General features: G+C 63.8%; 21 protein-coding genes. 15 read left to right on the top strand and 6 right to left on the bottom strand.

Annotated features, from left to right (window positions below; all coding sequences use genetic code 11):
- Positions 1–102 precede the first annotated feature (102 nt).
- From mnmG to cls, 6 genes are all read left to right on the top strand, one after another.
- On the top strand, positions 103–2016 hold the full coding sequence (gene mnmG, locus T5B8_RS01270) for a tRNA uridine-5-carboxymethylaminomethyl(34) synthesis enzyme MnmG (RefSeq protein ID WP_353175518.1): 1914 nt from the start codon (positions 103–105) through the stop codon (positions 2014–2016).
- A 129-nt stretch (positions 2017–2145) separates the two neighbouring features.
- A complete protein-coding gene (locus T5B8_RS01265) occupies positions 2146–3777 on the top strand; it encodes a peptide ABC transporter substrate-binding protein (protein WP_353175517.1) in 1632 nt (543 codons plus the stop codon).
- Positions 3778–3817: 40 nt separating this feature from the next.
- Complete coding sequence (oppB, locus tag T5B8_RS01260; RefSeq protein WP_353175515.1) at positions 3818–4732, top strand: oligopeptide ABC transporter permease OppB; 915 nt, start codon at positions 3818–3820, stop codon at positions 4730–4732.
- A gap of 79 nt (positions 4733–4811) precedes the next feature.
- The gene (locus T5B8_RS01255; protein ID WP_353175514.1) at positions 4812–5675 is read left to right on the top strand and encodes an ABC transporter permease subunit; all 864 of its coding nucleotides are present in this window, start codon (positions 4812–4814) and stop codon (positions 5673–5675) included.
- A 365-nt stretch (positions 5676–6040) separates the two neighbouring features.
- The gene (locus tag T5B8_RS01250; protein WP_353175512.1) at positions 6041–6859 is read left to right on the top strand and encodes an ABC transporter ATP-binding protein; all 819 of its coding nucleotides are present in this window, start codon (positions 6041–6043) and stop codon (positions 6857–6859) included.
- Positions 6856–8319 carry a cardiolipin synthase gene (cls, locus tag T5B8_RS01245; protein WP_353175510.1) on the top strand — a complete coding sequence of 488 codons (1464 nt, stop codon included), beginning with the start codon at positions 6856–6858 and terminating at the stop codon, positions 8317–8319. The genes T5B8_RS01250 and cls overlap by 4 nt, the downstream gene beginning before the upstream one ends.
- Before the next feature lie 2 nt (positions 8320–8321).
- Here cls and T5B8_RS01240 read toward each other — a convergent pair whose 3' ends face one another.
- On the bottom strand, positions 8322–9149 hold the full coding sequence (locus T5B8_RS01240) for an endonuclease/exonuclease/phosphatase family protein (RefSeq protein ID WP_353175509.1): 828 nt from the start codon (positions 9147–9149) through the stop codon (positions 8322–8324).
- 56 nt (positions 9150–9205) lie between these two features.
- On the opposite strand from T5B8_RS01240, the gene T5B8_RS01235 reads away from it, so the two are divergent.
- The 6 genes from T5B8_RS01235 (at position 9206) to T5B8_RS01210 (ending at position 16944) form a co-directional block, all read left to right on the top strand.
- Entirely contained in the window at positions 9206–10216 is a 1011-nt protein-coding gene (locus T5B8_RS01235) for an ABC transporter ATP-binding protein (RefSeq protein WP_353175507.1), read from the top strand.
- Positions 10217–10219: 3 nt separating this feature from the next.
- Positions 10220–11449, top strand: coding sequence for a hypothetical protein (locus T5B8_RS01230; RefSeq protein WP_353175506.1), 1230 nt, complete (start codon positions 10220–10222; stop codon positions 11447–11449).
- Positions 11450–11508: 59 nt separating this feature from the next.
- Positions 11509–12324 carry an alkaline phosphatase D family protein gene (locus T5B8_RS01225; RefSeq protein ID WP_353175504.1) on the top strand — a complete coding sequence of 272 codons (816 nt, stop codon included), beginning with the start codon at positions 11509–11511 and terminating at the stop codon, positions 12322–12324.
- A gap of 234 nt (positions 12325–12558) precedes the next feature.
- A complete protein-coding gene (locus tag T5B8_RS01220; RefSeq protein WP_353175502.1) occupies positions 12559–13560 on the top strand; it encodes an alkaline phosphatase D family protein in 1002 nt (333 codons plus the stop codon).
- A 106-nt stretch (positions 13561–13666) separates the two neighbouring features.
- A complete protein-coding gene (locus tag T5B8_RS01215) occupies positions 13667–15109 on the top strand; it encodes an alkaline phosphatase PhoX (RefSeq protein ID WP_353175501.1) in 1443 nt (480 codons plus the stop codon).
- Complete coding sequence (locus T5B8_RS01210; protein ID WP_353175500.1) at positions 15106–16944, top strand: alkaline phosphatase D family protein; 1839 nt, start codon at positions 15106–15108, stop codon at positions 16942–16944. The genes T5B8_RS01215 and T5B8_RS01210 overlap by 4 nt, the downstream gene beginning before the upstream one ends.
- A gap of 84 nt (positions 16945–17028) precedes the next feature.
- On the opposite strand, the gene rbp is transcribed toward T5B8_RS01210, so the two are convergent.
- Both rbp and T5B8_RS01200 read right to left on the bottom strand, forming a co-directional pair.
- Complete coding sequence (rbp, locus tag T5B8_RS01205) at positions 17029–17301, bottom strand: RNA-binding regulator (RefSeq protein WP_006914093.1); 273 nt, start codon at positions 17299–17301, stop codon at positions 17029–17031.
- A 193-nt stretch (positions 17302–17494) separates the two neighbouring features.
- Positions 17495–18262, bottom strand: coding sequence for a M48 family metallopeptidase (locus tag T5B8_RS01200; RefSeq protein ID WP_353175499.1), 768 nt, complete (start codon positions 18260–18262; stop codon positions 17495–17497).
- A gap of 136 nt (positions 18263–18398) precedes the next feature.
- On the opposite strand from T5B8_RS01200, the gene uvrD reads away from it, so the two are divergent.
- From uvrD to T5B8_RS01185, 3 genes are all read left to right on the top strand, one after another.
- A complete protein-coding gene (gene uvrD / locus T5B8_RS01195) occupies positions 18399–20558 on the top strand; it encodes a DNA helicase II (protein WP_353175498.1) in 2160 nt (719 codons plus the stop codon).
- Between the two features lie 117 nt (positions 20559–20675).
- On the top strand, positions 20676–21656 hold the full coding sequence (locus T5B8_RS01190) for a DUF3187 family protein (protein WP_353175496.1): 981 nt from the start codon (positions 20676–20678) through the stop codon (positions 21654–21656).
- 25 nt (positions 21657–21681) lie between these two features.
- The gene (locus T5B8_RS01185) at positions 21682–22836 is read left to right on the top strand and encodes a transporter substrate-binding domain-containing protein (protein ID WP_353175494.1); all 1155 of its coding nucleotides are present in this window, start codon (positions 21682–21684) and stop codon (positions 22834–22836) included.
- An 18-nt stretch (positions 22837–22854) separates the two neighbouring features.
- Here T5B8_RS01185 and T5B8_RS01180 read toward each other — a convergent pair whose 3' ends face one another.
- Genes T5B8_RS01180 through T5B8_RS01170 form a run of 3 tightly spaced genes read right to left on the bottom strand, consistent with a single transcriptional unit; the run spans position 22855 to position 26176 of the window.
- Positions 22855–23592, bottom strand: a complete 738-nt coding sequence (locus T5B8_RS01180) for an SPOR domain-containing protein (RefSeq protein WP_353175492.1) — start codon at positions 23590–23592, stop codon at positions 22855–22857.
- Positions 23592–25259 (bottom strand): arginine--tRNA ligase, encoded by a 1668-nt coding sequence (argS, locus tag T5B8_RS01175; protein ID WP_502950767.1) that lies wholly within the window; start codon positions 25257–25259, stop codon positions 23592–23594. The genes T5B8_RS01180 and argS overlap by 1 nt, the downstream gene beginning before the upstream one ends.
- Before the next feature lie 38 nt (positions 25260–25297).
- Positions 25298–26176, bottom strand: a complete 879-nt coding sequence (locus tag T5B8_RS01170; RefSeq protein ID WP_353175490.1) for a hypothetical protein — start codon at positions 26174–26176, stop codon at positions 25298–25300.
- Positions 26177–26206 lie beyond the last annotated feature (30 nt).

Raw genomic sequence — 26206 nt, 5'->3', positions numbered from 1 at the left:
TCTGTGCGGCGGCAAACTCTGCGCATGGCGCAAATGCAACCGCAAACACGTTAAAATGCCGTGTTTTTGAATTCGACCGCGGCCATATCGCGGGAGCGCGCAATGAATACCCAGACCGATTTCGACGTCATCGTGGTCGGTGGCGGCCATGCCGGCACTGAAGCGGCCACCGCCGCTGCCCGTATGGGCGCGCGTACGCTGCTTTTGACCGACAACATCGAAACCATCGGCCAGATGTCCTGCAATCCGGCCATTGGCGGTATCGGCAAGGGTCATCTGGTGCGCGAGATCGATGCGCTGGGCGGCGTCATGGCCCGGGCGGCCGATCGCGGTGGCATTCAGTTTCGTACGCTCAACGCCCGCAAGGGCCCGGCGGTACGCGCCACCCGTGCCCAGGCCGATCGGGCGCTCTACAAAGCCGCCGTGCGTTCGATGGTCGAGAACACACCCAATCTGGCCCTGTTCCAGCAGTCGGTGGCCGATCTGATCGTCGACGGCGATCGCGTGGCCGGCGTGATGACCACCATGGGCCTGGCCTTTCATGCACCCACGGTAGTGCTGACGGTAGGCACGTTTCTGGGCGGCACCATTCATATCGGCCACAAGCGCTTCGGCGGCGGTCGGGCGGGGGATGCGCCCTCGAATGCGTTATCCGAGCGCCTGCGCGCGCTAAATCTGCCGGTGGGCCGGCTCAAGACCGGCACGCCGCCGCGTATCGATGCCAAGAGCATCGACTACTCGCAGCTGGCCGAACAGCCGGGCGACGAGCCCGCGCCGGTGTTTTCGTTCATGGGTGAGCGCGGCGAGCATCCGCGCCAGGTGAGCTGTCATATCACCTATACCAACGAAACGACCCATCGGATCATTGCCGACAATATCGGCGAATCGGCCATGTATTCCGGCCAGATCGATTCGGTGGGCCCGCGCTATTGCCCCTCGATCGAGGACAAGGTGGTGCGCTTCGCCGACAAGGCCTCGCATCAGATCTTCATCGAGCCGGAGGGCTTGACCTCGGCCGAGGTCTACCCCAACGGTATTTCCACCAGCCTGTCGTTCGAAACCCAGCAGAAGGTCGTACGCTCGATCGCCGGCTTCGAGAACGCGCATATCACGCGGCCGGGCTATGCCATCGAATACGATTATTTCGATCCGCGGGCGCTTTCCTACACGCTGGAAACCAAGGCCATTGCCGGGCTGTATTTCGCCGGCCAGATCAACGGCACCACCGGCTATGAAGAAGCCGCCGCCCAGGGCCTTCTGGCCGGGCTCAACGCCGCGCGTGCGGTGGCCGGCGAAAGCGCCTGGTGGCCGCGCCGCGACGAAGCCTATCTGGGCGTGCTCGTGGACGATCTGATCACCCGCGGCACGATCGAGCCCTATCGCATGTTCACCTCGCGCGCCGAGCATCGCCTGCTGCTGCGCGAAGACAATGCCGATACGCGCCTGACGCCCATCGGCCGGGCGCTGGGGCTGGTTGACGATACGCGCTGGGCGGCGTTCGAGGCGGCGCGCGACGCGGTGGCCGCCGAACAGGCGCGATTATCGGCGATCGTGGTCAAGCCGGAAGACTTCGGCGCCGATCGCGGCGAACGCGTTCTGGGCAGCGTGCTCAAGCAGGCCACGCCCGTGGCCGAACTGCTCAAGCGTCCGGGCGTGGATCATGCCTGCTTGGTGGCCATCGAAAGCGTGGGCGCGCCCGATCTGTCGCAGCTCAACGCCGAGGCTGCGGAGGCGGTCGGCGAGCAGGTCGAAATCCAGGCCAAGTACGCGGGCTATATCACCCGGCAGAGCGCCGAGATCGAAAAGACGCGCCAGCACGAGGCCACCGCCCTGCCGGCCGATCTGGATTACGCGGCGGTATCCGGGCTGTCCAACGAACTGCGTGGCAAGCTCGAGGACGTACGCCCGACGAGTATCGGGCAGGCGTCGCGTATTCCGGGCATGACCCCGGCCGCAATCTCGTTATTGCTGGTGCACTTGAAGAAACTCGGACTGAAACTGGCAAAAACCGCCTGAGCACCGGTCGATAACCGCGCCCGCCGAGTCACCCGTGAACCGCGACGGGTGGGGCGACAGGCTTGCATCGCGCGCAAAACATTCGTGTAACCTAGTATTTTCGAATAGTTGCGGTTTCGCGGGGCCAAATTGAACAAGCTTCGAGCGCTAGGGTGTGTCCTGTTTGCTGCACTGCTGCTGGCAGCCTGCAGTAGCGAGGAGTCGGCCAAGTTCCCGGTCGAGAACACGCCCGAGATTCGGGACGACGGCACCACGGTGCTGCGCCGGGGTAACGGCGCCGAGCCGGAAAGCCTGGATCCGCATCAGGCCCGTAGCGTGCCGGCGGCCAATATCCTGCGCGATCTGTATTCGGGCCTGGTTCAGATTTCGCCGGCTGGCGAAATCGAGCCCGCCGACGCCGAGTCCTGGGAAATGACCGATAACGGGCTCGTCTATACCTTCAAACTGCGCAAGGATCTGCACTGGTCCAACGGCGAACCGCTGACCGCGCAGGACTATGTGTACAGCCTGCGGCGCAGTGTCGATCCGGCCACCGGCTCGCCTTATGCCCAGCTGCATGCGCCGATCGCCAATGCCAAGGCGATCATCGCGGGTGACAAACCGCCCGCAGCCCTGGGCGTACGTGCGCTCGACGATCACAGCCTCGAAATCACGCTCACCGCGCCCACGCCGTATTTTCTGGGCACGCTGGCGCACAGCATCAGCTATCCGGTCTACAAGCCGGCGGTCGAGGCCCACGGCGCGGCCTTCAGTCAGCCCGGCAACGCGGTGACCAACGGCGCTTACAAGATCGAAAGCTGGCGGGTGAATTCGATGATTGCGCTCGAGCGCAATCGCCAATACTGGGACGATGCCCAGACCGCGATCGGCCGCGTCGAGTACTACCCGATCACCAACCAGAACTCGGCGTTGTCGCGCTATCAGGCCGGTGAGCTGGATTGGGCCACCTCGGTGCCGATCCCGCGCCTGGAGGCCATCAAGAAATATATTCCCGCACAGCTGCATACCCAGCCCACGCTGGGCGTCTACTACTACGGCCTGAACGTCAAACGCCCGCCGTTCAAGGATGCGCCCGAGTTGCGGCGTGCCTTGTCGATGGCGATCGACCGGCGCACCATCGTCGACAAGATTACCCGGGGCGACGAAATCCCCGCCTATGGCTGGATTCCGCCGGTGGTAGAAGGCTATGCAGGCGCGCAGTTCTCGTGGACCAAGCTCTCGGACAGCAAGCGCGAGGCCAAGGCGCGCGAGCTATACGAAAAAGCCGGCTATTCCGAGAGCAAGCCGTTACAGATCGAAATCCGCTACAACAGCGGCGAGGGCAACAAGAAGATCGCCTCGGTGATCGCTGCGATGTGGCGCAGCGTGCTCGGTGCCGATGTCACCTTGCGCAACGAGGAATGGAAGGTCTTTCTCGACAACGTGCGCCAGGGTAATACCGAGGCCTACCGGCTGGCCTGGATTGGCGACTACGACGACCCGAACACCTTCTTCGAACTGATGAATTCCAAGTTCGGCCTCAACGGCACCGGTTATGCCAGCGCCGAATACGACCGCCTGCAGGAAAAACAGGCGCATATGCCGGACGGCCCCGAGCGCATGAAGATCATGAAGAAGGCCGAGTCCGTATTGCTGGCCGACAGTCCGATCATTCCGATCTATTTCTATGTCAGCAAATACCTGATCAAGGATTATGTGAAGGGCTTCGAGGGCAACCCGCTGGACTCCTACTACAGCAAGGATCTGTCGATCGAACCGTGAGCGCCCTGATCAGACGTTTGCGAACGGGCGACGCCTAGCCATGCTGGCCTATGCGCTGCGCCGGCTGCTGGGCGCGATCCCGACGCTGTTCATTCTGCTGACCCTGGCGTTCGTGATGATGCGCGCGGCCCCGGGCGGGCCATTCGATGCCGATCGCGAACTGCCGGCCCAGGTCCGGGCCAACCTCGAAGCCAAGTATCACCTCGACGAACCGATCTATCAGCAGTACGGGCGTTATCTGTGGGATATCGCCCACTTCGATTTCGGCCCGTCTTTCCAGTATCGCGATACCAGTGTCAACGACCTCATCGCCTCGGGCTTTCCGGTATCGCTCAAGCTCGGTGCGGCCTCGCTGGCGTTCGCGCTGCTCTTGGGTGTGCCGTTGGGCATGCTCGCTGCGCTGCGCCAGAACCGCCCAGCCGACTACGGCGCGATGACGCTCGCCATGCTGGGTATCTCCATCCCCAATTTCGTGCTCGCGCCGCTGATGATTCTGATGTTCGCGGTCTATAACGACTGGCTGCCGGCCGGTGGTCTGGATGGTTGGCAGAACTATGTGATGCCGGTGCTCGCACTGGGTACCGCGATGATGGCCTATGTCGCGCGCCTGGCCCGCGCCTCGACCATCGAGGTCATGCGCTCGAACTATGTACGCACCGCCCGTGCCAAGGGGCTGTCCGCTGCGCGCGTGGTCTGGGTGCATGCGCTGCCGGCCGCGCTTACGCCGATCGTGTCTTATCTGGGCCCGGCGGCGGCCGGCATCATTACCGGTTCGGTGGTCATCGAGACGATTTTCGGCATTCCCGGGCTGGGGCAGTTTTTCGTCCAGGGGGCGCTCAACCGCGACTACACGCTGGTGATGGGCGTGGTGCTGTTCTACGGCATCCTCATTGTGGCTTTCAATCTCGTCGTGGACCTGCTCTACGGCTGGCTCGACCCTAGGGTGAGCTATTGATGCGGCAAGTCAGGCGCCAGCCCGTTCGTTTCGCCGTCGCGGTGGTGGGCACTGCATGATCTTCGGACGTCGAAAACACATGCAGCAGGCCGCGCATGGGCGCAGCCTGTTCTCCGATGCGTTGCGGCGGCTGCGTGCCAACAAGGCCGCGCTGACCTCGATGGGCGTATTGGGCGTCATCGTCGTCGCGGTCGTGGTGGGGCCGTGGCTGTCACCGCATAACTACTTCGACCAGGACTACGGGGCGATCTGGGTGGCGCCGACCCTGACGGATGCCCACTGGTTCGGTACCGACTCGGTGGGGCGCGATCTGTTCGTGCGCGCGCTCGAAGGCGGGCGGATTTCGCTGATGATCGGTTTCGTCGCCACGCTGGTCAGCCTGGTTATTGGCGTGGCCTATGGCGCGACGGCCGGCTATGCGGGCGGGCGCGTGGACGCGGTGATGATGCGCATCGTCGATATTCTCTATGCGATGCCGTTTCTGTTCTTCGTGATCCTGCTGATGGTGTTTTTCGGCCGTAATATCCTGCTGATATTCGTGGCCATCGGGGCCATCAACTGGCTGGATATGGCGCGTATCGTGCGCGGGCAAACACTCGCGCTCAAACAGCAGCCCTTTATCGAAGCCGCGCGCATGTCCGGCGCGCCGGCGGTGTCGATCATCGCCCGCCATATCGTGCCCAACCTGCTCGGCGTGGTGGCGGTGTATATCACCCTCACCATTCCGCAGGTCATCCTGTTCGAATCGTTTCTGAGCTTTCTCGGCCTCGGCGTGGCCGAACCCGCTACGTCCTGGGGCGCGCTCATCAAGGACGGCGCCGATGAAATGAATCGCGCGCCCTGGCTGTTGATCGTGCCGGCGGTGTTTCTCGCTGCCACGCTATTCTGCTTTAACTTCATCGGCGACGGTTTGCGCGACGCGCTCGATCCCAAGGATCGCTAGGCTCGCGAGTCAGCATGACGCCCGAAATCAAGCGGGTCGTGTATCTGATCGTGGCGGTGTCAAACGACGCGCATTAAATCGGCACCGCGGATCGCGTTCTACGCGCTGCGATCAGGCAAGTATTTTGTCCGCCAATGAACGCGAAGAAACGCGAATAAGGCAAAAAGACGATCGGTCGAGCGGCGAGGCGTCGGCCCTTTACGCTTCGAGCTGAGCTTTGTACATGCGCAGTTGCGGATTTGCGCTTTTGGCATGTATTTGCGGATGTCTTTCCAAGGAACGAGCCCCTGTGTCGGGCAGGAACGACGCAGGTCGAATCGACGCCGCGGGCTTCGTTTGGCCGGTTGGTGGCTTACACTGGGTGCATGCTGCTCGACGTTCGCGATCTGAAAGTACGTTTCGACACGCCCGACGGCGTGGTGGAGGCCGTACGCGGGCTCGATCTGCAGCTCACCGCCGGTGAATCGGTCGGCATCGTGGGCGAATCCGGCTCGGGCAAGAGTCAGAGCGTGCTGGCCCTCATGGGGCTGCTGGCGGACAACGCGCGTGTCTCGGGCAGCGCGAGCCTGCAAACCGATCGCGGCCGGCTGGAGCTGATCGGCGCGAAACGGCGCACGCTCGAACGGATTCGCGGCGCGCGGATCGCCATGATCTTTCAGGATCCGATGACCACGCTCAACCCGCATCTGCGCATCGCCACCCAGATCAAGGAAGTGATCACGCGCCATCGCGGTTTGCGCGGGCGGGCCGCGACGAAGGCCGCGATCGAGATGCTCGAGGCGGTCAAGATTCCCGATGCCGCGCGTCGGATTCGCTATTACCCGCACCAGTTTTCCGGTGGTATGCGCCAGCGGGTGATGATTGCCATGGCGCTGGCTTGCGAACCGGATATCCTGATTGCCGACGAACCCACCACTGCCCTCGATGTGACCGTACAGGCCGATATTCTCGATCTGATGGCCGAGCTGCGCGAGCGCACGCAGGTCGCGTTGCTGCTCATCACCCACGATCTGGGCGTGGTCGCCGGCCAGTGCGAGCGGTTGCTGGTCATGCGTGCCGGCGAAGTGGTGGAGCGCGGTGCGATCGACGACATCTTTGCTGCCCCAGCGCACGACTATACCCGTGCGTTGCTGGCGGCCGTACCGCGTCTGGAAACGCCGCATCGCACACGCGAGCGGCCATGAATCTACCGGATTACCTGACCGATCCCGAGCTGATCGCACTGCTCAAGTTCTGGACCACGATCGTCGTACTGGCCGGCAGCGCGATCGCGGCCAGCGTGCATGCGCTGCTCACCCGCGAAACACCCAGCAGCGCCTTTGGCTGGATCGGCGTGTCGGTATTGTTTCCACCGATCGGCCCGCTGTTGTATTACATGTTCGGCGTCAATCGCGTACGCATTCGGGCGCGCCGCCTGGACCGCCAGTCGCGCCACGGCCTGGGCGCGCATCAGCCCGGCGCCAACGCCGAGTTGCGCGACTACAGCGACATACTCGATCGCCGCCGGCTGGGCCTGGCCGCGGCCGGCGACCGGCTGTCGGCCTGGCCGGTGGTCGCCGAGAATGGCGTGGAGGTGTTGCACGACGGCGAGCAGGCCTATCCGCCGATGCTCAAGGCGATCGAAAAAGCCCGTCGTTTCGTCTATCTGACCACCTATATCTTCGAGACCAACCGTACCGGCAAGCGCTTTATCGATGCCCTGGCGCGCGCCGCCGAACGCGGCGTGGATGTACGCGTGCTCATCGACGGGGTGGGCGAATACTATGCCTGGCCGGGCCGGCGCGCCGTGCGTCTGTTGCACAAACAGGGGGTCAAGTCGGCGCGTTTTCTGCCGCCACGGCTGATTCCGCCCTCGCTGCAGCTCAACCTGCGCAACCACCGCAAGATCCTGGTGACCGATGCCGGCGTGGCGTTTACCGGCGGCATGAATATTGGCGACCGGCATCTGGTGGAGGGCAGCCGTGGCGTGTCGGATCTGCATTTTCGTTTTGCCGGCCCGGTGGTGCGCCAGATCGAGGCCGTGTTTCTGTCCGACTGGGCGTTTGCCACCGGACGTCAGACCGGCGTGTCGCGCGGTGAGATCGCGCCGGCGGGTGACGCGGCCTGTCGCAGTATCGAGAACGGGCCGACCCGCGACACCGAGCGCCTGACCACACTCATTCAGACCGCAATCGCCAGTGCCCGGCGCAGTGTGCTGATCATGACACCGTATTTTCTGCCCGGACCGGCGCTGGTAGGCGCGCTGCAATCGGCCGCGTTACGGGGGCTGGAAGTCAAGATCGTGCTGCCGGCCAAGAACAATCTGCCGTTTGTGCACTGGGCATCGCGGCATGCGCTGGGCGAACTGATGATGCGCGGCGTGCATATCTACTATCAGCCGCCGCCGTTTGCCCATACCAAACTGCTCGTGCTCGACGAGGACTATGCGCTGGTCGGCTCGCCCAATCTCGACCCGCGCAGTCTGCGCCTGAACTTCGAGCTGGCCGTCGAGATATTCGACCCGGCCGGCGTGGAAAGCCTGGCCACGCATATTCGCGAGAGCATTGCCATGAGTCGGGCCTATTCGCTGACCGAGCTGCACAGCCGGCGCTGGCCGACGCGCCTGCGCGATTCCTTTTTCTGGTTATTCTCGCCTTATCTCTAGGACTATCGTTGCCGGTGGCTGGCGTCGAGCGAATGAGCCAGGGTAGCGGGCATCTCGATACGCATATGCACCGGCAGATGGTCGGAGAGCACGGTATCGATCACACGCGCTTCGCCGATATTGAGCGTCGGCGAGGTGAGGATATGATCGATGCCGCGCCGCGGACGCCAGCTGGGAAAGGTCGGCAGCGGCCGGTCGTAGACACGCAGCCCGCTGGCCGCCAGCGCCGGGTCGGCGATCAGCGCCGAAGCCGTGCAGTTGGTATCGCCCATGATCACCACATGGCGATCCCGGGCCACGAGGTCGCAGATCGCGGCCAGCTGGCGTGCCCGGCTACCGGCGCCGAGTGCCAGGTGCGTGATCACCACGGCAAGCGGGTCTTCCGGCGTGCCGAAGCGCGCGATCAACGCGCCGCGCCCGGGCAGGCGCCCCGGCAGCTTGTGTTCGCTCACCGCGAACGGCGTATAGCGGCTGATCAGCCCGAGCCCGTGCTGGGCGACGCGCCCGAGATCGCGATTGACCTGGACCCGCCAGTATTCGAAGCCGGCGGCTTCGGCCAGATGCTCGATCTGGTTGCGGTACTGGCTGCGCCGGCTGCCGGCATCGATTTCCTGCAGGCCGATGATGTCGTGGCCGACCAGCAGTTCGCCGATACGGTCGAGGTTGTCGCGTACCTGCTGGCTGGGCAGCAGATGGCGCCAGCCGCGGGTTATGTATTCGCGATAACGCTTGGTGCCGACGCCGACCTGCATGTTGAAACTCAACAACGACAGGCTCGGCCCCGCTTGGCTGGGACGCGTCAGAGCGCCGGGTGCAGTGGGCGAATTCACAGGGTCAGCGTACCATCGTTACCGGATGAGTGATGCCTTACGAAAACGGCCAGTCGATGAGCGAAACGTTGCTACGGGTAGACAATCTCAAGGTGCATTTTCCGCTGGGCGGTGGTCTGTTCGCCGCCGACGCGGGCGTGCTCAAGGCGGTTGACGGCGTGAGCCTGAACCTGGCCCCTGGGCGCACGCTCGGGCTGGTGGGCGAATCCGGCTGTGGCAAGTCGACGCTGGCGCGTGCGCTGACCGGCATGGTGTCCGTCACATCGGGCGAGATTGTGTTCGAAGACAACACGATACGTCACGACCGGGCAGCCAGCTGGAAAGCCCTGCGGCGTGATGTGCAGATGATCTTCCAGGACCCACTCGCCAGTCTCGATCCGCGCATGACCGTGGGCCAGATCGTGGCCGAGCCGTTGCGGCATCTACGCCCCGACCTGGGTCGCGCGGATCGACGCCGGCGCGTGGCGGCGATGATCGAGCGGGTCGGGTTGTCGCAGAGCCAGATCAATCGTTATCCACACGAATTCTCGGGTGGGCAGTGCCAGCGGATCGGTATCGCGCGCGCGCTGGTGGTCGAGCCGAAGGTGCTGATCTGCGACGAGCCGGTATCGGCGCTGGATGTCTCGATCCAGGCGAAGATCGTGGAACTGCTGCAACAGCTCCAGGCCGAGTTCGGCATCGCCATTCTGTTCATCGCTCACGACCTGGCCGTGGTACGCCAGATCAGCGATGAAGTGATGGTGATGTATCTGGGCCGGGTCATGGAACGCGCGCCGTCGAACACGCTGTTCGAGCGCCCGGCACATCCGTATACGCGGGCGTTGTTGTCGGCCGTACCGCGCCCGGATCCGGAACTCGAACGTCGTCGGCGTCGAATCGCCTTGTCCGGCGAGTTGCCGTCGCCGGCCGATCCGCCCTCCGGCTGCGTGTTTCGTACCCGCTGCCCCTGGGCACAGGCGGATTGCGCGGCACAAACGCCCGCGCTGCGGGCATTTGGCGGCGAGAGCCATGTGGCCTGCCTGCATGCCGAAGCCGTTGCCAGGGATCGGCTCGCCGCGACCGGCTGACGCGTGAGCTACGAGCGCCTGTTCAACCGCCTCGGCGTACTCGCGTTGTTCGTCGCCCTGGTGGTGGTGGCCGGCGTGGCCGGTTGGCATACGCTACTCAACACCTATGCCGGCGCCTGGTCGCACCAGCCCGAGGACGCCGACTGGCTGCTGGCCGATAGCGCAAGGCAACTGATCGCCGACAGCATGGCGGATCTCGACGCCGGTATCGTCGATCATCAGGTCGCGCTGCTGTCGAGTCGCGCTATCGGTGCGCGCGCGCCCGGCGAACCGGATCAGCCGCGGGTCAATGTATCCGTGCCGACGGCCCCGCGGGCCTGGCTCGAATGGCAGTTTCTACGTCATGCCGCCGGCGTGGACGATGTCTTGCAGGCCTTCGAGCTTCAGGCCTCGCGGTTGCTGCGCCAGATCGATGCCATGCCGGGCGACTATCGAGCCTATGTATTCGCCCGGGACGCGGTCTATAGCCGGGCGGGTGCGCTCGATGCCGGCGCTACCACGGCCTTCGTGGCCAATGCCGATGTCGTAGCGCTTGCCGCACGTAGCGATGGGCACCTCATTCCCGTGGTGTCGGTGCACCCGGCGCGACCGGATGCTGTCGCAGTGCTCAGGCGCTGGGCCGAGCGCGGTGTGCGCGATGTGGCCTGGTGGCCGGCGCAACAGCAGATCGATCTTGCCGGTGCATCTGCCCAAGCCGCCTATGCGGTGATGGCCGCACACGATATGCGCCTGCATACCCGGATTGGGCCGGGGCGCGACAGCGAAACAGGCCAGGCGATGATCGATGCGCGGGCGTTACGCGACGCCCTTGAGGCGGGCGTCGCGGTCACGGTTTCCATCGACGAGCCCGCAGACGATGCGCGCGAGGTCATGGAATCGCTGTTCGCGTTGTTGCGGCAGCCGGCCTACCGGGCGCGGCTGCGTATCGCGCTCGACGGCGTTCTGGCCGGCCGGCGGGATCAATCGGTGCTCGCGCCGCTGTTACAGCATCCGCAGTTTTTCGATCGGTTGTGCTATGCCAGTGGCTATCCGCATTCGGCGATCGCGGGCGCGATCGATCTCGAAGCGCTGGCGGATGACGGCTTTCTCGACCCGGCGCTAATTGCGCCGCTGCGGGCCATCTACGATGTCAATCCGTTGCTGTTCATGTTCGTGACCCTGCGCCAGGTCCGCTTGCCTACGACCGGTCTGAAGCTGCCGGCTCGCGTGTTTGCGTGCCGGGCGGAGTCATGAAGACTTAACACCATTGTCCCAGGCTCCGCGGCATTGGATCTGTCGTTCGGAACAAACCTATGGGTCAGCCCACCCGGCATCATCGCAGCGTGCTCGCGCCACAGACACGTCGTTCTTTTCTGCGTCGGGCCGGATTCGCCGGCGGCGCCGCGTTATCGCTGGTCGGCCTGGCCGGTTGCAGCGACGATGGCGGCAGTTCGGTACGGGTGTCGCGTGCGCCGGGCAGCAGTGCCGCGCAGTTCGTCCATGGCGTGGCCAGCGGCGACCCGTTGACCGATCGCGTCATGCTCTGGAGCCGGGTGACGCCGGCGATCGAGGGCGATATCAGCGTCAACTGGTTTCTGTCCGAATCGCCGGACATGCGCAACGTGCTGCGTAGCGGCACCGTGATTACCGGCGCGGCGCGTGACTACACCGTCAAGGTGGATGCCACCGGCCTGGCCGCCAACACGACCTATTACTACTGTTTTGAGACCGCCACCGAGCGCTCGCCGGTCGGGCGCACGAAAACCCTGCCCACGAGCGGCGTCGAGCGGCTGCGGATCGCCGTGCTGTCCTGCTCGAATTATCCCTTCGGCTTCTTCAATGTCTATGGTCGGGTCGCCGAGCGCGCCGATCTGGATCTGGTGTTGCATCTGGGCGATTACATCTACGAATACCCGGGGCGCGGCGTATCCGAGGCCGAGAATCCGGATGAATACGGCGACGGGCGACCGCTCGGCCGTGCCCCTGAACCGCCCTACGAAATCGTCAGCCTCGACGACTACCGGACCCGCCATGCCTGTTACAAGACCGATGTCGACCTGCAGGAGCTGCATCGTCAGCATCCGATGATCTGGGACCATCCGATCAGCTCCGCAGCGATCCGCGTTTGAGTCCCAAACCGTTCGGCTGCAAGGCGCGCGCCGCCGCATCGTGGGTACTCACGATCTAGGCGAGCAACGCCGCAGACGGGCGGTTTGGGCCAAACCCGTTGGGCCAGGCCTTTGTGCTCGGCTGGCGGCGTCATTCGTCGGTTGTGTGCAAACAGCACACGGCCCTCCTCATTCCTTGCCAGTCGAGCACAAAGGCGCTGGCGCGGACCGCTGCGGAGCTGATCGGATGGTCTGGTGGACGACCACGAATCGACCAATGACAGCTGGCGCGGTGGCGCCCAGAACCACGACCCCGATCGCGGCGAGGGGCCGTGGAGCAAGCGCGAAGCGGTTTCGATCCAGGCCTATTACGAATGGCTGCCGATCCGTGAAACCGAACCGGATAATCGCGAGCGGATCTATCGCGGCTTCGAGATCGGCGACCTGGTGTCGCTGTCGATGCTGGATACGCGCCTGATCGGGCGCGACCAGCAGCTCGAAAACAATGCCGAGCAGGGGTTTACCGATACCGGCGATTATGCGAACGCCGATCGGACCCTGATCGACGACAATCAACGGCAATGGCTGGCCGACCGGCTCGAACAATCGCCGGCGATCTGGAAACTCATCGGTCAGCAGGTCATGTTTGGCCAGCTCAAGTCCGTGGGCGCGCCCAATGCCAGCAACGCCACCAACCCGGGCGGCCAGGGCGGCGTTTTTTTCAATTCCGATCAGTGGGATGGCTATCCGCGGGCCCGCGAACGGGTGTGGGAGATCATTCGTGGCGGCCAGGCCGCGCCGAATGTGGCGATCGACAACGTGGTGGTACTCACCGGCGATATTCATACCTCCTGGGCCATGGATATCACCGAGGATCCGAACAATGCCGCAGCCTACGACCCGGCCACCGGCCTGGGCTCGATGGGCGTGGAATTCGTGGCCACGTCGGTGACCTCACCGGGCTTCGACAGCAACGATCTGCGCGATACGATTCTCAGCCAGAACCCGCATATGAAATATGCCGAGCTGACCCAGCGCGGCTATCTGCTGCTGGATATCACCCGCGAGCGCATGCAGGCCGAATGGTGGTATGTCGACGACATCAAAAGCCGTAACAACCAGCAGCGCTTTGCCAGCGCCTGGCAGGTACGTGCGGGCGAAAATCATGTCGTGGCCGCCAGCGGCCAAAGTCAGCCCGTCGCAGACGCGCCGACGCTGGCGCCGCAAGACCCACAAGCGGCGGTGGCCACCGGCTAATCGCTGCGCAACCGGTCGCCGGCGGGAAAAGATCGTGTTTCACAATACGGTCATGGTTCGAGACTAGCCTTCGAGAACGCACTCTTGCGTTTGTTGGGGGTACGACATGGTCAAGCGTTCTGCGCCGCGCGCGCACGATCCCGTGCGTCGGCGATTGTTGTTGCAAAGCCTCAGCGGTGCCGGATTACTGGTCACCGGGAGCTTGTTGAGTGGGTGTAACGACGGCGATGCGTCGGTTTCTCTCAGTTCCGGCCAGGGCTCGGGCGGTGGGGGAACCGTGCGCCCCGGCATGCCGGACGGCGGCGATAGCACGGGCTCGCCGATCAGTCGGCTTGGGGCGCTCGGCGCGGCTGACGAAAACGGGGTACGCCTGCCACCGGGCTTTGTTTCCCGGGTGGTCGCCACGGCGGGACAACGCCCCTATGCCGGTTCGCCCTATCTCTGGCATACCTATCCCGACGGCGGTGCGACCTTTCGCATGGACGATGGCGGCTGGGTTTATGTCTCCAACAGCGAGTTCGTGCCGGGCGGCGTGGGGGCGCTTCGTTTCGATGCCAATGGCGAGATCGTGGATGCCTATGCGATCCAGACCGGCACCATCCTCAATTGCGCCGGCGGTCCGACGCCCTGGGGCACATGGCTGACCTGCGAGGAGTACGAAGCCGGCAGTGTCTATGAATGCGACCCAACCGGGGCGGGCGCGACCGATGCACTGTCCAACAAGAAACCGGCGCTGGGTACGTTCAATCATGAAGCCGCGACCATCGACCCCAACGCCGGCATCGTCTACATGACCGAGGACGATCCGCAGGGCGGTTTCTATCGGTTCGTCTGCGATGCCTATCCGTCGCTGGATTCAGGCACGCTACAGATCGCGGAACTCGTGGGCGATGACCCCATGACCCGCCGTGCGATCGTGTGGCACGACGTGCCACAACCCAATCCACCGACCGCGCTGCTCACCGAAGTCGAAAACCTGGCTGGCGAGCTGGGCGAGCTGCCGCTCGTTGGCGGGCTGATCGATGCCGTGGTCAATACCGCCTTCACGATCATTCCGGGCAATACGCCGACCCGCCAGCAGGTCGAACAGGCCAGTGTCTTCGATGGCGGCGAAGGCATCTGGTATCACGACGGGATCGTGTTCTTCACCACCAAGGGTGATAACCGTGTCTGGGCCTACGATACGGCCGACGGTTTCATCGAAATCATCTACGACGACGCCCTGTTCGACGAGCCCGTGCTCACGGGGGTGGATAACGTCACCATTTCGCCGCTTGGCGATATTCTGGTTGCCGAAGATGGCGGCGATATGCAGATCGTGGCGATTACCGCCGAGCGCGACATTCTGCCGCTGGTGCAAGTGGTCAATCAGCCGGATTCCGAGATCACCGGGCCGGCTTTCTCGCCCGATGGCAGTCGTTTGTATTTTTCCAGCCAGCGCGGGCGTCGTAATGTCGATGGCGACGATAGCGATGGCGGTTTTGGTATCACCTACGAAATACGCGGCATCGACGGCCAGCGTTTTTTCGACCCGCAGACCTCGACATGAGTGGCCCACGCAAGCCCGCCGGGCATTCGGCGTCGCGCCGTGGGTTTCTGCGCCGGGCCGGCCTGGCCGGTTCCAGCCTGGCGATTACGCCGTGGCTGGCCGCTTGCCACGACGACGGCAGCGTCGATCTGCGCAACACAAGCGACGACAAGGACGACACGAACGATGAGGGCAGCGCCGATCCCGGTATGCCGGCGATCAGCGACGCGGTGGTTCGTTTCGAACATGGCGTGGCCAGCGGCGATCCGCTCACCGATGCGGTCGTACTCTGGACCCGGGTGACGCCGCAAGACAAAAGCGATAACCTGCCGATTGGCGGGCGTTATGTCGTGGCCCGTGATGAATCGCTTTCCGATATCGTCGTTGAAGACGACTTCCGAACCGACGCCCGCCGCGATTATACGGTCAAGATCGATCGCAACGGACTCGTGCCGGGCACGACCTATTTCTATCGTTTTATCGCCAACGGTACGGCGTCTCCGGTCGGGCGTACCCGCACCGCGCCGGCCGGCCCGATCGAACGCGCCCGAATCGCCTTTACCTCCTGTTCGCAGTATCCGGACGGATATTTCAACGTCTACGCGGCCATGGCCACGCACGCGGACATCGATCTCGTACTGCACCTGGGCGACTATATTTACGAATACGGCAGTGCCGGCGAGCTGGGTCGGGCGCACGCGCCGGATCACGAGATCGTGACGCTCGCTGACTACCGCATGCGCCATGCCCAGTACAAGCGCGACCCGGACCTGCAGGCGTTGCACGGCGCGCATCCGATGATCGTGGTCTGGGACGATCACGAATCGACCAACGACAGCTGGAAAGACGGGGCCGAAAACCACCAGCCCGATACGGAGGGGGACTGGGTGTCGCGCAAGGCGCGTTCGATCCAGGCGTATTACGAATGGCTGCCGATACGCGCGGTCGAGCCGGAACGCCCCGAGCGGATCTATCGACGCTTTAGCTGGGGCAATCTGGTCGATTTGATCATGCTCGATACGCGTTTGATCGGTCGCGATCAGCAGGCATCGAGCCCGCTCGACAGTTCGACTATCTACGACGAGCGGCGCACGCTGCTGGGCTTTGAACAGGAGGCGTGGCTGACGACCGAACTCACCCGTTCGGTGGCGCAATGGAAGCTCATCGGCCAGCAGGTCATGTTCATGCCGTTACGCCTGGGTTTGCCCAGGCTGATCGACCTGGAATTACTGCCCGCGCTCAACGCCAAGCTGTCGCTGCTCACCGAGGGCGGTATCGCGCTCAATGTGGATCAATGGGACGGCTATCCCGCCGCGCGTGGCCGGGTGATCGACCAGATTCGTATTCAGGGGCTCAACAATGTGGCGGTGCTGGCCGGGGATATCCATACATCCTGGGCCCAGGATGTCAGCGAAGATCCGAACAATCCGCTCGTCTACAACCCGATCACGGGCGAAGGCGCGCGGGCCGTGGAGTTCGTGTCGCCGTCGGTAACGTCTTCTGGTTTACCCGAGCTACAGCCGCTGCGCGATTCGTTGCGGCTGCTCAATCCGCATATGAAATATGTGGATCTGGCCAATCATGGCTATGTACTGCTCGATATCACGGCCGAACGGCTGCAAGGCGAATTCTGGTATGTAAATACCATCGCCGAGCGCGACGCCAGCGAGCGCTTTGCGACTTCTTTCGTGACCGTCAGCGGCGACAATCGCCTGCAGGAACAGCGCACGGCCAGCACCGGCGAAACCGCGACCGCAGATCTGGCGCAAAGTATCGGTACCGCCGAGGCACGCAACGACGCCCTCGAGCCCGTGGTTCGCGAAGCTTCACCACAGACTGCGTTTGCGTCGGCGTAACCCGCGACCGGGCGGCCCGACGACCGGTCAAAAAAAAGCCGCCCATAGAGGCGGCTTTTTTCTTGTCGTTCGCGGCGTTAAGGCCTAGAAGCGACGCGGACCGCGGGGGCGATCGTCGCGCGGACGCGCTTCGTTCACACGCAGGGTGCGACCACCGAGATCCTTGTTGTTCATGCCTTCGATGGCCTGTTTGGCATCGTTGTCGTCCGGCATTTCCACGAAACCGAAGCCGCGCGAACGGCCCGTCTCGCGGTCCATGATCACCTTGGCCGACGAAACTTCGCCGAACGCTTCGAAAGCGCCCCGCAGTTCGTCATCATTGGTGTTCCACGACAGATTGCCCACGTAAATATTCATCTCGACTGATCCTAGCGATACCGTGTCATTATTTCTGAAAAACCGTACGGACTCGTCAACGACACCAAACTAAGACCAACGGAGAACGGCCAAAGCCGTATGAACTCCGAGTCTACATATTTTTCGCCGCTTGCAATAGCTCAAGCGGAAAAAAAATTCAAGCGCTGTGGCCGCACTGTAAAAGTGCGCTGACTTAGCTGCAATTCGGCTTGTTCGGCGCCTGACGATACAGCTGCATGGCCTGGTTCATATGGCTCTGCAGATTGTTGATCCGGCTCTGGTTGGAGGGATGGGTCGACATGAACTCGGCCGGCTTTTCGCCGCCGGCGGCGGCCATGTTCTGCCATAGCGCGACCGACTCGCGTGGATCGAAGCCGGCCCGGGCCATGAGTTCCAGCCCGATGGTGTCGGCCTCGCTTTCCTGGGTGCGTGAAAACGGCAGCAGAATACCGACCTGGGCGCCCAGGCCGAGCGCGGACATCACTGCCTGGTTGCCGCCGCTGCCGGAGCCGCCGAGAAAAGCCGATACCACCTGCAGACCGCCCTGGGTGGCAGCCTGTTGCGAGACGCGCTCGTTACCGTGGTCGGCCAGCACATGGCCGACTTCATGGCCGATGACCGCGGCAAGCTGATCGTCGGTCTTGGCGACATCGAGCAGGCCGGAATAGACACCGATCTTGCCGCCGGGCAGCGCGAAGGCGTTGACCTGGTCGTCCTTGAACACGGTGACTTCCCAGTCGCCGCCGGTTACGCGGGTGATCGCGTTGGCTACGCATTTCACATAGCGATTATCGGCGGTGCTGGTGTCGATCGGTTCTTCCTGCTTCATCTGCTGGTAGCTCTGAACGCCCATTTGCGCGATCTTTTCTTCCGAAAAGAGCTTGAGCTGGTTGCGCCCGGTTGGCGATGTCGCACAGGCGGCGAGCAATAGCAGCAGTGAAGCGACGTAGATTCGACGCATGATCGACTTTCTCCCGAAGGCGGCGCGTGAAAGCGCCAATGACTCGTGTCCCGTAGATGACGATTCTATCGCGACGAGCTTGCGCGTCCATGAATACCGGGCCGGGCGCACCGGTGCATTGGTTACAATGCGCGCCATGGACGATGTATCGACGATTCTCGACTCTCTCAACGAAGCCCAGCGTGAAGCCGTAGGCGCGCCGCCGGGGCATATGCGCGTACTTGCCGGCGCGGGGTCCGGCAAGACCCGGGTACTGATTCACCGTATCGCCTGGCTGATCGGCGTCGAGGGCGTATCCCCGCAGTCGATACTGGCGGTAACTTTTACCAACAAGGCCGCCGGCGAAATGCGCGCCCGGCTCGAGCCGATGCTGCGCGTACCTGCGCGCGCGCTGTGGGTAGGCACGTTTCACGGCATCGCTCATCGGTTGCTGCGGCTGCATTTCAAGGAAGCCAAGCTGCCGCAGGCGTTTCAGATCATCGATTCGGACGACCAGTACCGTCTGGTACGGCGTACGCTCAAGAATCTGGAAATGGACGAACAGCGCTGGCCGCCGCGCCAGATGCAGGGCTTCATCAACAGCTGCAAGGAGGCCGCCGAGCGCCCGCGCGATCTGGCCGATACCGGCGACTACGCACGTAGCCAGATGATTCGGGTCTATCAGGCCTATGAAAACGCGCGCGAATCCGCCGGCCTGGTCGATTTTCCCGAGCTGCTGCTGCGCGCCTATGAGACCTGTCGCGACAACGCCGACCTGCTGGCGCACTACCGGCGGCGTTTCAGCCATATCCTGGTCGACGAATTCCAGGATACGAACGCGCTGCAATATGCGTGGATTTGCCTGCTGGCCGGCGACAGCGGCAAGGTGTTCATCGTCGGCGACGACGATCAGTCCATCTATTCCTGGCGCGGCGCACGGGTGGATAACATCCTGCGCTTCGAGGAAGACTTCAAGGACACCGCTACCGTGCGCCTGGAGCAGAACTATCGCTCCACCGGCACGATCCTGGGTGCGGCCAACGGTCTGATTGGCCACAATCTCACCCGTCTGGGCAAGGAGCTGTGGACCGCCGGCGCCGACGGCGAGCCAATCGACGTCTATGCGGCCTTCAACGAGTACGACGAGGCCCAGCATGTCGTCACCCGCATCCAGAACTGGATCGCCGACGGCGGCAAGCGCTCGGATATCGCGATTCTGTATCGCTCCAATGCCCAGTCGCGCGTGCTCGAGGAACGGCTGATTGCGGCCGAGATTTCCTATCGCATCTACGGCGGCCAGAAGTTCTTCGAGCGTGCCGAGATCAAAGATGCGCTGGCCTATATGCGGCTGCTGCAGTCCCGAGCCGACGATGCCGCCTTCGAGCGTATCGTCAACACGCCGACGCGTGGCATTGGTGCGACCACGGTCGACAAGATTCGCAACCATGCGCGCGCGGGGGCGATGAGTCTGTGGCAGGCCGCGTTCGATCTGGCAGAGAACGGGCTGCCGGCCCGTGCCGGCAAGATGGTGATGGCGTTCATCGAACTCATCGATACGCTGGACGCCGAGATCGAAGGCATGGCCCTGCACGAAATCGCCGAAAAGGTGATTACGGCCACCGACCTCAAGGCGCACCATGGCAAGGGCGGCGACGAAAAAGCCGAAGGTCGCAAGGAAAACCTCGACGAACTGGTATCCGCCGCCCGGGCCTATACGGCCGATGACGACGACACCATGGACGAGGTCACCCAGTTTCTGGCCTATGCCTCGCTGGAAGCCGGCGAGAACCAGGCCGGCGAGTGGGACGAATCCGTGCAGTTGATGACGCTGCACTCGGCCAAGGGCCTGGAGTTTCCGCTGGTGTTCATGGTCGGCCTCGAAGAAGGGCTGTTTCCACACCAGCGCTCGGTCGACGACGATAACGGCCTCGAGGAAGAACGCCGCCTGTGCTATGTCGGTATGACCCGTGCCATGGAGAAACTGCATATCTCGCATGCCGAGGTACGCCGCCTGCACGGCTCGGAAAATCTGTGTGCGCCGTCGCGTTTTCTGCGTGAGATTCCGGCGGATTTCCTGCGCGAAGTGCGCCCGCAGGCCGGCATCAGCCAGCCGGTGTTTCGCCCGGGCAGCATTGCCAAATCCGAACAGCGCGCGGCCGGGCTGTCGCTCGGCCAGCGGGTATCCCACAAGAAATTCGGCCAGGGCACGGTGCTGGCCTTCGAGGGCGATGGCGCGCGTGCGCGTATTCAGGTGAATTTCGACGATGTGGGTAGCAAGTGGCTGATCGCCGGCTATGCCAAACTCGACCCGGTATGATCGGAAATCGGTCGGACTGAACAAAAGACACGCATCGAAGCGTGTAACAAATCGTGTAATAAATAGGGGAACGCGATGGGGGGTTGTCGTATTGGGGGCGTGGCGGCTGGCTGGCTGATGGCTGCTTCGGCAGCGGCATGGGCTGTGCCCGGCATGGCGCAGGATAACGACCGGTTTGCGCCGCAGCCGCTGGCGTTTTCCGATCAATCGCCCACGGTGGCGGTTTATGGTCTGCCGCGTGCCGACGGCTATACCGTAGCCGAGCCCGGGGCCTGGCATGCCGGGCTGCGCATCGACTACACCAGCCACTTCAGCGAGCAGCAAAGCGGTAACGAAAGCCTGTTGTTCGATGGCGAAACCACGCGCGCGGCCGTCGTTTTCGAGCGAGGGCTGGCCAACGACTGGCAGGCGACGGTCGAAATTCCCTTCGTCGATCACAGCGGCGGCTTCGCCGACGGCTTCATCGACGATTTCCATGATGTCTTCGGCTTTGCCGATGGCGGGCGTTCCGGTGCCCAGCACGATCGCCAGACGTTTCGCTACCAGCGGGATGGCCGTGTCGCACTCGATGTCAGCGATTCGCCTTCGGGCATCGGTGATGTCCGTCTCGGCCTGAAAAAACGCTTGGCCGGCATGGGCGACTGGGGCATGGCCGTGGCCGGCGAGCTCAAGCTGCCCACGGGTGATGCCGACCGCTTGACCGGCAGCGGCGCGGCCGACCTGTCGTTGTGGGCCACCGTGGGCAATAACCAGAACGGAACCTCGCGTTGGCGCATGCTGGCTGGCGCGGGCGGGCTGTATTCGGGCAAAGGCGACGTGCTCGAAGACCAGCGCGTCCAGGAAGTTGCCTTCGGCTGGGCCACGCTCGGTTATGCGCTGGCGCCGACCTTCGTGGTCGAAGTCCAGGCCTATGCCCATAGCGCGTTCTATGACGATACCGATATCGAGGCCCTCGACGGCACCGCCGTGTCCGGTGCACTGGGTTTCGACTGGCGCCTGAGCGAGCGCTCGCAGCTGGAATTTGCGATTATCGAAGACCTGAACACTGGCGCGTCGCCGGATGTCAGTTTTCTGCTGGGGCTGCGCCACGCCTTCTGATGCGCCCCCGGCAAGTGGGGAATTGATGAATAATCGTTATTTTTCGGCGTGGCGGGCGCTGGTCTGGCTGGGTGTTGTCGGGCTTTTTCTGGCCGCCTCGCCGGCGCTCGCCCAGCCGGCCGATGCGCCGTCCGCCGATGCTGACCTGGCGGCCGCGGCCATGCCGGCCGCCGAGCGCGGCGTGCGCCTGCGCGTGGGTACCAAGGCCGCGCCGCCGTTCGTGGTGGAACGTGGCGACGGGCGTTTTTCCGGCGTGAGTATCGTGCTCTGGGAAGCGGTCGCCGAGCGCCTGGGTATCGAATACGGCTATGTACCCAGCGATCTGGCGAGCTTGTTTACGGGGTTGGAGGATGGCGGGCTGGATCTGTCGGTGGCCGCGCTCACGGTCACCGCGCCCCGCGAAGCCCATATCGATTTCTCCTATCCGTTCTATTCCACGGGCCTGGCGATCGCGGTGCCGGCCAGCGACGGCAGCGCCGTTTGGGCGACCATGCGACGCTTCTTTTCCTGGCAGTTCTTCACCGCGCTTGCCGGTCTGGCCATCGTGTTGTTGGCGGTGGGCGTGATCATCTGGCTGTTCGAGCGCCGGGCCAATGCCGAGGAATTCGGTGGCAGTACCGCCCAGGGCCTGGGCAGCGGCTTCTGGTGGGCGGCGGTCACCATGACCACGGTCGGCTATGGCGACAAGGCGCCAAAAACGCTCGGCGGCCGGCTGGTCGGTCTGGTCTGGATGTTCGCCGCGATTATCATCATTTCCAGCTTCACGGCTGCGATCGCGACCTCGTTGACCGTGGATCGCCTATCGTCGGGCATCAAAAGCGTTCAGGATCTGGCCAATGCGCGCGTGGTCACGGTGGCCAATTCTGCTGCGGCCGATGCCCTGCGTGATCGTGGCATCGCTTTCAGCACGCGAACCGAACTCGAAGACGGCCTGGCCGCGCTGGCCGACGGGCAGATCGACGCCGTGGTCTACGACGCGCCGCTGCTCAACTATCGGGTGATGAACGAATATGCCGGCACGCTGACCGTGCTCGAATCCATCTTCGATCGCCAGGGTTATGCCTTTGCCCTGCCCCAGGGCAGCGATCTGCGCGAGCCGATCAACCGTGCGATTCTCGAATATCTGGCCACGGATGCCTGGCGAGACACCCTGACCGAATATCTGGGCCAGCAGCCCTAGGGCACCAGCCCGCGCGATTCAGTCCTTGGCGCGCATGACCAGCGTATCGATACGGTTTTCGCGCAGGCGTTTGAGCATGTTGTTGAGTTCGCTCGACGAACTGATGGTATTGCTCTGAACGCGATAGACCGTCTTGCCCGAGGGCAGGTCGACTTCGACCGTCTTGGCGGCCAGCCCCAGCAGGCCCAGCTCGGCCTTGCGTCGTTCGGCATCGGCCGGCGTCGAGAACGAGCCGGCCTGGATAATGTAACGGCCCGGTTCCTCGACCTTGGGCGTGGTGGGCTGCGGTTTGGACGCCGGCTGTTCGGCCTCGGCCGCGCTATGTGAACCATGGCCCGAGGAGCCCGCGTGTTTTTTCTTCTCCGGATATTCTTCTTCCGGAATCACCACCTCGTAGTTCGGCAGCATCTTGTAGAAGGAAAACCGCGGTTCTTCCTCTTCGGCCTCGGGTTCGCTCGCGGCCGCTTCGGCGGCCTTGGTCTGTTTCGATGCGTCTTCGTTGCGGGCTTTTTCGGGCGTGGCGATCTGGATCTGTTCGCGGGCGAGATCGCCGCCGGGGCGGGCGAAGATATAGAACACCGCAGCGACGGTCAGGCCGATACACAGCCCGCAGATCATCCACACCCAGCCGGGCGGCCCACCGCTTTTGGCGCGCTTGGTCGGCGTCGGCCGGGCGGCCGGCTTGCGACGGGTGGGTTTGCGCTTGCCACCGTTCGACGAGGAGTTGCCGGGGCGGCCGGAATAATCGCGTGCCATTACATCTGCTCCGGAGCGCTCACGCCCAACAGCTTGAGCCCGTTGACCAGCACCTGACGGGTGGCGAACACCAGCGCCAGGCGGGCATTGCGCAGGGCCGCGTCGTCGACGAGGAACTGCTGGGCGTTGTAGTAACTATGAAAGGCATCGGCCAGATCGCGCAGATAATGAGCCACGGCCTGCGGCGCGAAATCCGCAGCGGCGTTTTCGATGAGCTCGGGAAAGCGCGAAATCGCGGTGATCAGGCGTTGTTCGTGGGGGCTATCCAGGCGTGCAAAGTCGGCTTCGTCGCGGCGGTAGGCCAGGCCGCGCTCGGCCAGCTGGCCGTTGACGCTGCAGATACGCGCATGGGCGTACTGAATGTAGTAGACCGGGTTGTCTTCGGACTGGCTGCGGGCCAGGTCGATATCGAAGGTCTGCTGGGCATCCGGCTTGCGCGCAACCAGGAAGTAGCGTGTGGCATCACGGCCGACTTCGTCGATCAGATCGCGGACCGTGACATAGGAACCGGCGCGCTTGGAGAGTTTGACCTCTTCGCCGCCGCGCATGACCGCGACCATCTGATGCAGCACATAGGAGGGCCAGCCCTGCGGGATGCCGATATTCAGCGCCTGCAGGCCTGCCCGTACACGTGCGATTGTGCCGTGGTGATCGGCGCCCTGGATATTGATGGCATGCCGAAAGCCGCGTTCCCATTTGCCTCGGTGATAGGCGACATCGGGCACGAAATACGTGTAGCCGCCCTCGCTTTTGCGCATCACGCGGTCTTTGTCGTCACCGTAGTCGGTGGTCTTGAGCCACAGCGCGCCATCGGCTTCATAGGTATGGCCGGCATCGATCAGGGCCTGGACCGTGGCCTCGACCCGGCCGTCGGCATACAGCGCCGATTCCAGCGCATAGTTGTCGAACACCACGCCAAAGGCCCGCAGGTCCTGATCCTGCTCGCGGCGCAGATAGGCCACGGCGAATTCGCGCATCGCGGCCATATCCTGCGGGTCGGCGGCGCCGGTGACTTCGCGGTCGTCGGCGACCACGGTATCGCCGCGCAGATAGGCCGCCGCCAGGTCTGCCAGGTATTCGCCGCGATAACCGCCCTCGGGCCAGTCGGCATCATCCGGACTCAGCCCGGCACAGCGGGCCGCGACCGAGCGGGCCAGCATTTCGATCTGGTTGCCGGCGTCGTTGTAATAGAACTCGCGCGTGACCTGCCAGCCCGAGGCCTCGTACAGCCGCGCAAGGCAATCGCCGATCGCCGCCTGGCGACCATGGCCGACATGCAGCGGCCCGGTGGGGTTGGCGGAAACGAACTCGAGCAATACCTGCTGGCCGGCGCCGGTTTCGCTGTGGCCGTAGTGTTCGCCGGCGGCCAGTACGTCGTCGATGACCGCCCGAAACGCCGCCGAGGCAATAAAGAAGTTGATGAACCCGGGGCCGGCGATCTCGACCTGGGCGATGCGCGCGTCATCGGCCAGGGTGTCGACGATGGTCTGGGCGATCTCGCGCGGGTTGCGGCGCAGCGTCTTGGTGAGCGTCATCGCGATATTGCTGGCGAAATCGCCGTGGGCGGCGTCGCGGGTACGCTCCACATGGGGCGTATCGGGGGTGTCGATATCGGGCCAGGCGCGGGCAACGGCGTCGGCAAGCAGGTCCTGAACGAGACGTTTCACGGTGTTTTCGATAGCGGTCGCGAGAATGACCGCGCAGTCTAACGCGCGCGCTCACGCCGGGCCACGTCTGGCCCCGGTTGGATACACGCTTCGATCAGCACGAAGGCCCGATGCGCGGGTGCGGGCGCGTGCGCCGCATCCACCAGCTCGTCTTCGGGTAGCACGCGTACGCGGGTAAACCCGCAGTCTTCGAGCATGGCGATGGCTTCGTCTGTATTCGCACACAGCTGTTCGCGCAGATCGCGCCCGCTGATACGTCGTAGCGCATCGAACAGCAGCCGGCCCGGCATGCCGAATGTGTCGATGCGCTCGCGCGGATGCACCTCCAGCAGATAGCGTCCGCCGCCCAGGCGCGCAAGCAGTTCGGCGATCGCGCGCCAGGCGCGGCGTTTTTCGGCGTGATCGAGATAATCGGTCACCCCTTCGGTCATCGCGATCACCCGGGCATCGGCGCTCGTGCGCAGCGCACCACCCAGCCCAGGGCCGAGCAGGTCGCCCACCTCGAGTGTGTAGTTGCCCGGCACGTCGTGCTTGGCCAGACGAGCGCGACGCGCGGCCACCATATCGGCCAGGTCGTAGTCGACCCAGTGCATGTCGGGATGCTTGCGTGCGTGGGCGATACCGCGTGTGGACAGGCCGGCGCCGATCTCGATCGCCAGATTCGGCGCCTGGGCTTCGGCCCAGGCCGAAAACCAGCGATGACGCCAGTACAGGCTTTCGCTGAACGCTCCTGCGGCCGGCGCGATCGGACGCAGGGCGCGACAGCCGTAGTGCATGGGCAAGAACAACGCCCGTCCGCGCCGGCTGTCGAACCAGTCGGCATATTCGAAGCCGAAATGCGCCCAGGCGCTGGCCGTGGCATAGCCGGTCAGCGATACGCGGGGGTTGCCGGCGCTGGGGTGTTTGGCGTGGTTCATGTCGCTGTCGTATCGGCCCGATCGTATGAA

This window comes from Salinisphaera sp. T5B8, assembly GCF_040361255.1.
Classification (GTDB): domain Bacteria; phylum Pseudomonadota; class Gammaproteobacteria; order Nevskiales; family Salinisphaeraceae; genus Salinisphaera.
This window is presented reverse-complemented; position numbering and strand designations above follow the sequence as displayed.

Coding starts and splice junctions, on each gene's coding strand:
- mnmG (WP_353175518.1), top strand. CDS start 103: ATGAATACCCAGACCGATTTCGACGTCATCGTGGTCGGTGGCGGCCAT.
- oppB (WP_353175515.1), top strand. CDS start 3,818: ATGCTGGCCTATGCGCTGCGCCGGCTGCTGGGCGCGATCCCGACGCTG.
- T5B8_RS01255 (WP_353175514.1), top strand. CDS start 4,812: ATGCAGCAGGCCGCGCATGGGCGCAGCCTGTTCTCCGATGCGTTGCGG.
- T5B8_RS01250 (WP_353175512.1), top strand. CDS start 6,041: ATGCTGCTCGACGTTCGCGATCTGAAAGTACGTTTCGACACGCCCGAC.
- cls (WP_353175510.1), top strand. CDS start 6,856: ATGAATCTACCGGATTACCTGACCGATCCCGAGCTGATCGCACTGCTC.
- T5B8_RS01235 (WP_353175507.1), top strand. CDS start 9,206: ATGAGCGAAACGTTGCTACGGGTAGACAATCTCAAGGTGCATTTTCCG.
- T5B8_RS01225 (WP_353175504.1), top strand. CDS start 11,509: ATGGGTCAGCCCACCCGGCATCATCGCAGCGTGCTCGCGCCACAGACA.
- T5B8_RS01215 (WP_353175501.1), top strand. CDS start 13,667: ATGGTCAAGCGTTCTGCGCCGCGCGCGCACGATCCCGTGCGTCGGCGA.
- T5B8_RS01210 (WP_353175500.1), top strand. CDS start 15,106: ATGAGTGGCCCACGCAAGCCCGCCGGGCATTCGGCGTCGCGCCGTGGG.
- rbp (WP_006914093.1), bottom strand. CDS start 17,301: ATGAATATTTACGTGGGCAATCTGTCGTGGAACACCAATGATGACGAA.
- T5B8_RS01200 (WP_353175499.1), bottom strand. CDS start 18,262: ATGCGTCGAATCTACGTCGCTTCACTGCTGCTATTGCTCGCCGCCTGT.
- uvrD (WP_353175498.1), top strand. CDS start 18,399: ATGGACGATGTATCGACGATTCTCGACTCTCTCAACGAAGCCCAGCGT.
- T5B8_RS01190 (WP_353175496.1), top strand. CDS start 20,676: ATGGCTGCTTCGGCAGCGGCATGGGCTGTGCCCGGCATGGCGCAGGAT.
- T5B8_RS01185 (WP_353175494.1), top strand. CDS start 21,682: ATGAATAATCGTTATTTTTCGGCGTGGCGGGCGCTGGTCTGGCTGGGT.
- T5B8_RS01180 (WP_353175492.1), bottom strand. CDS start 23,592: ATGGCACGCGATTATTCCGGCCGCCCCGGCAACTCCTCGTCGAACGGT.
- T5B8_RS01170 (WP_353175490.1), bottom strand. CDS start 26,176: ATGAACCACGCCAAACACCCCAGCGCCGGCAACCCCCGCGTATCGCTG.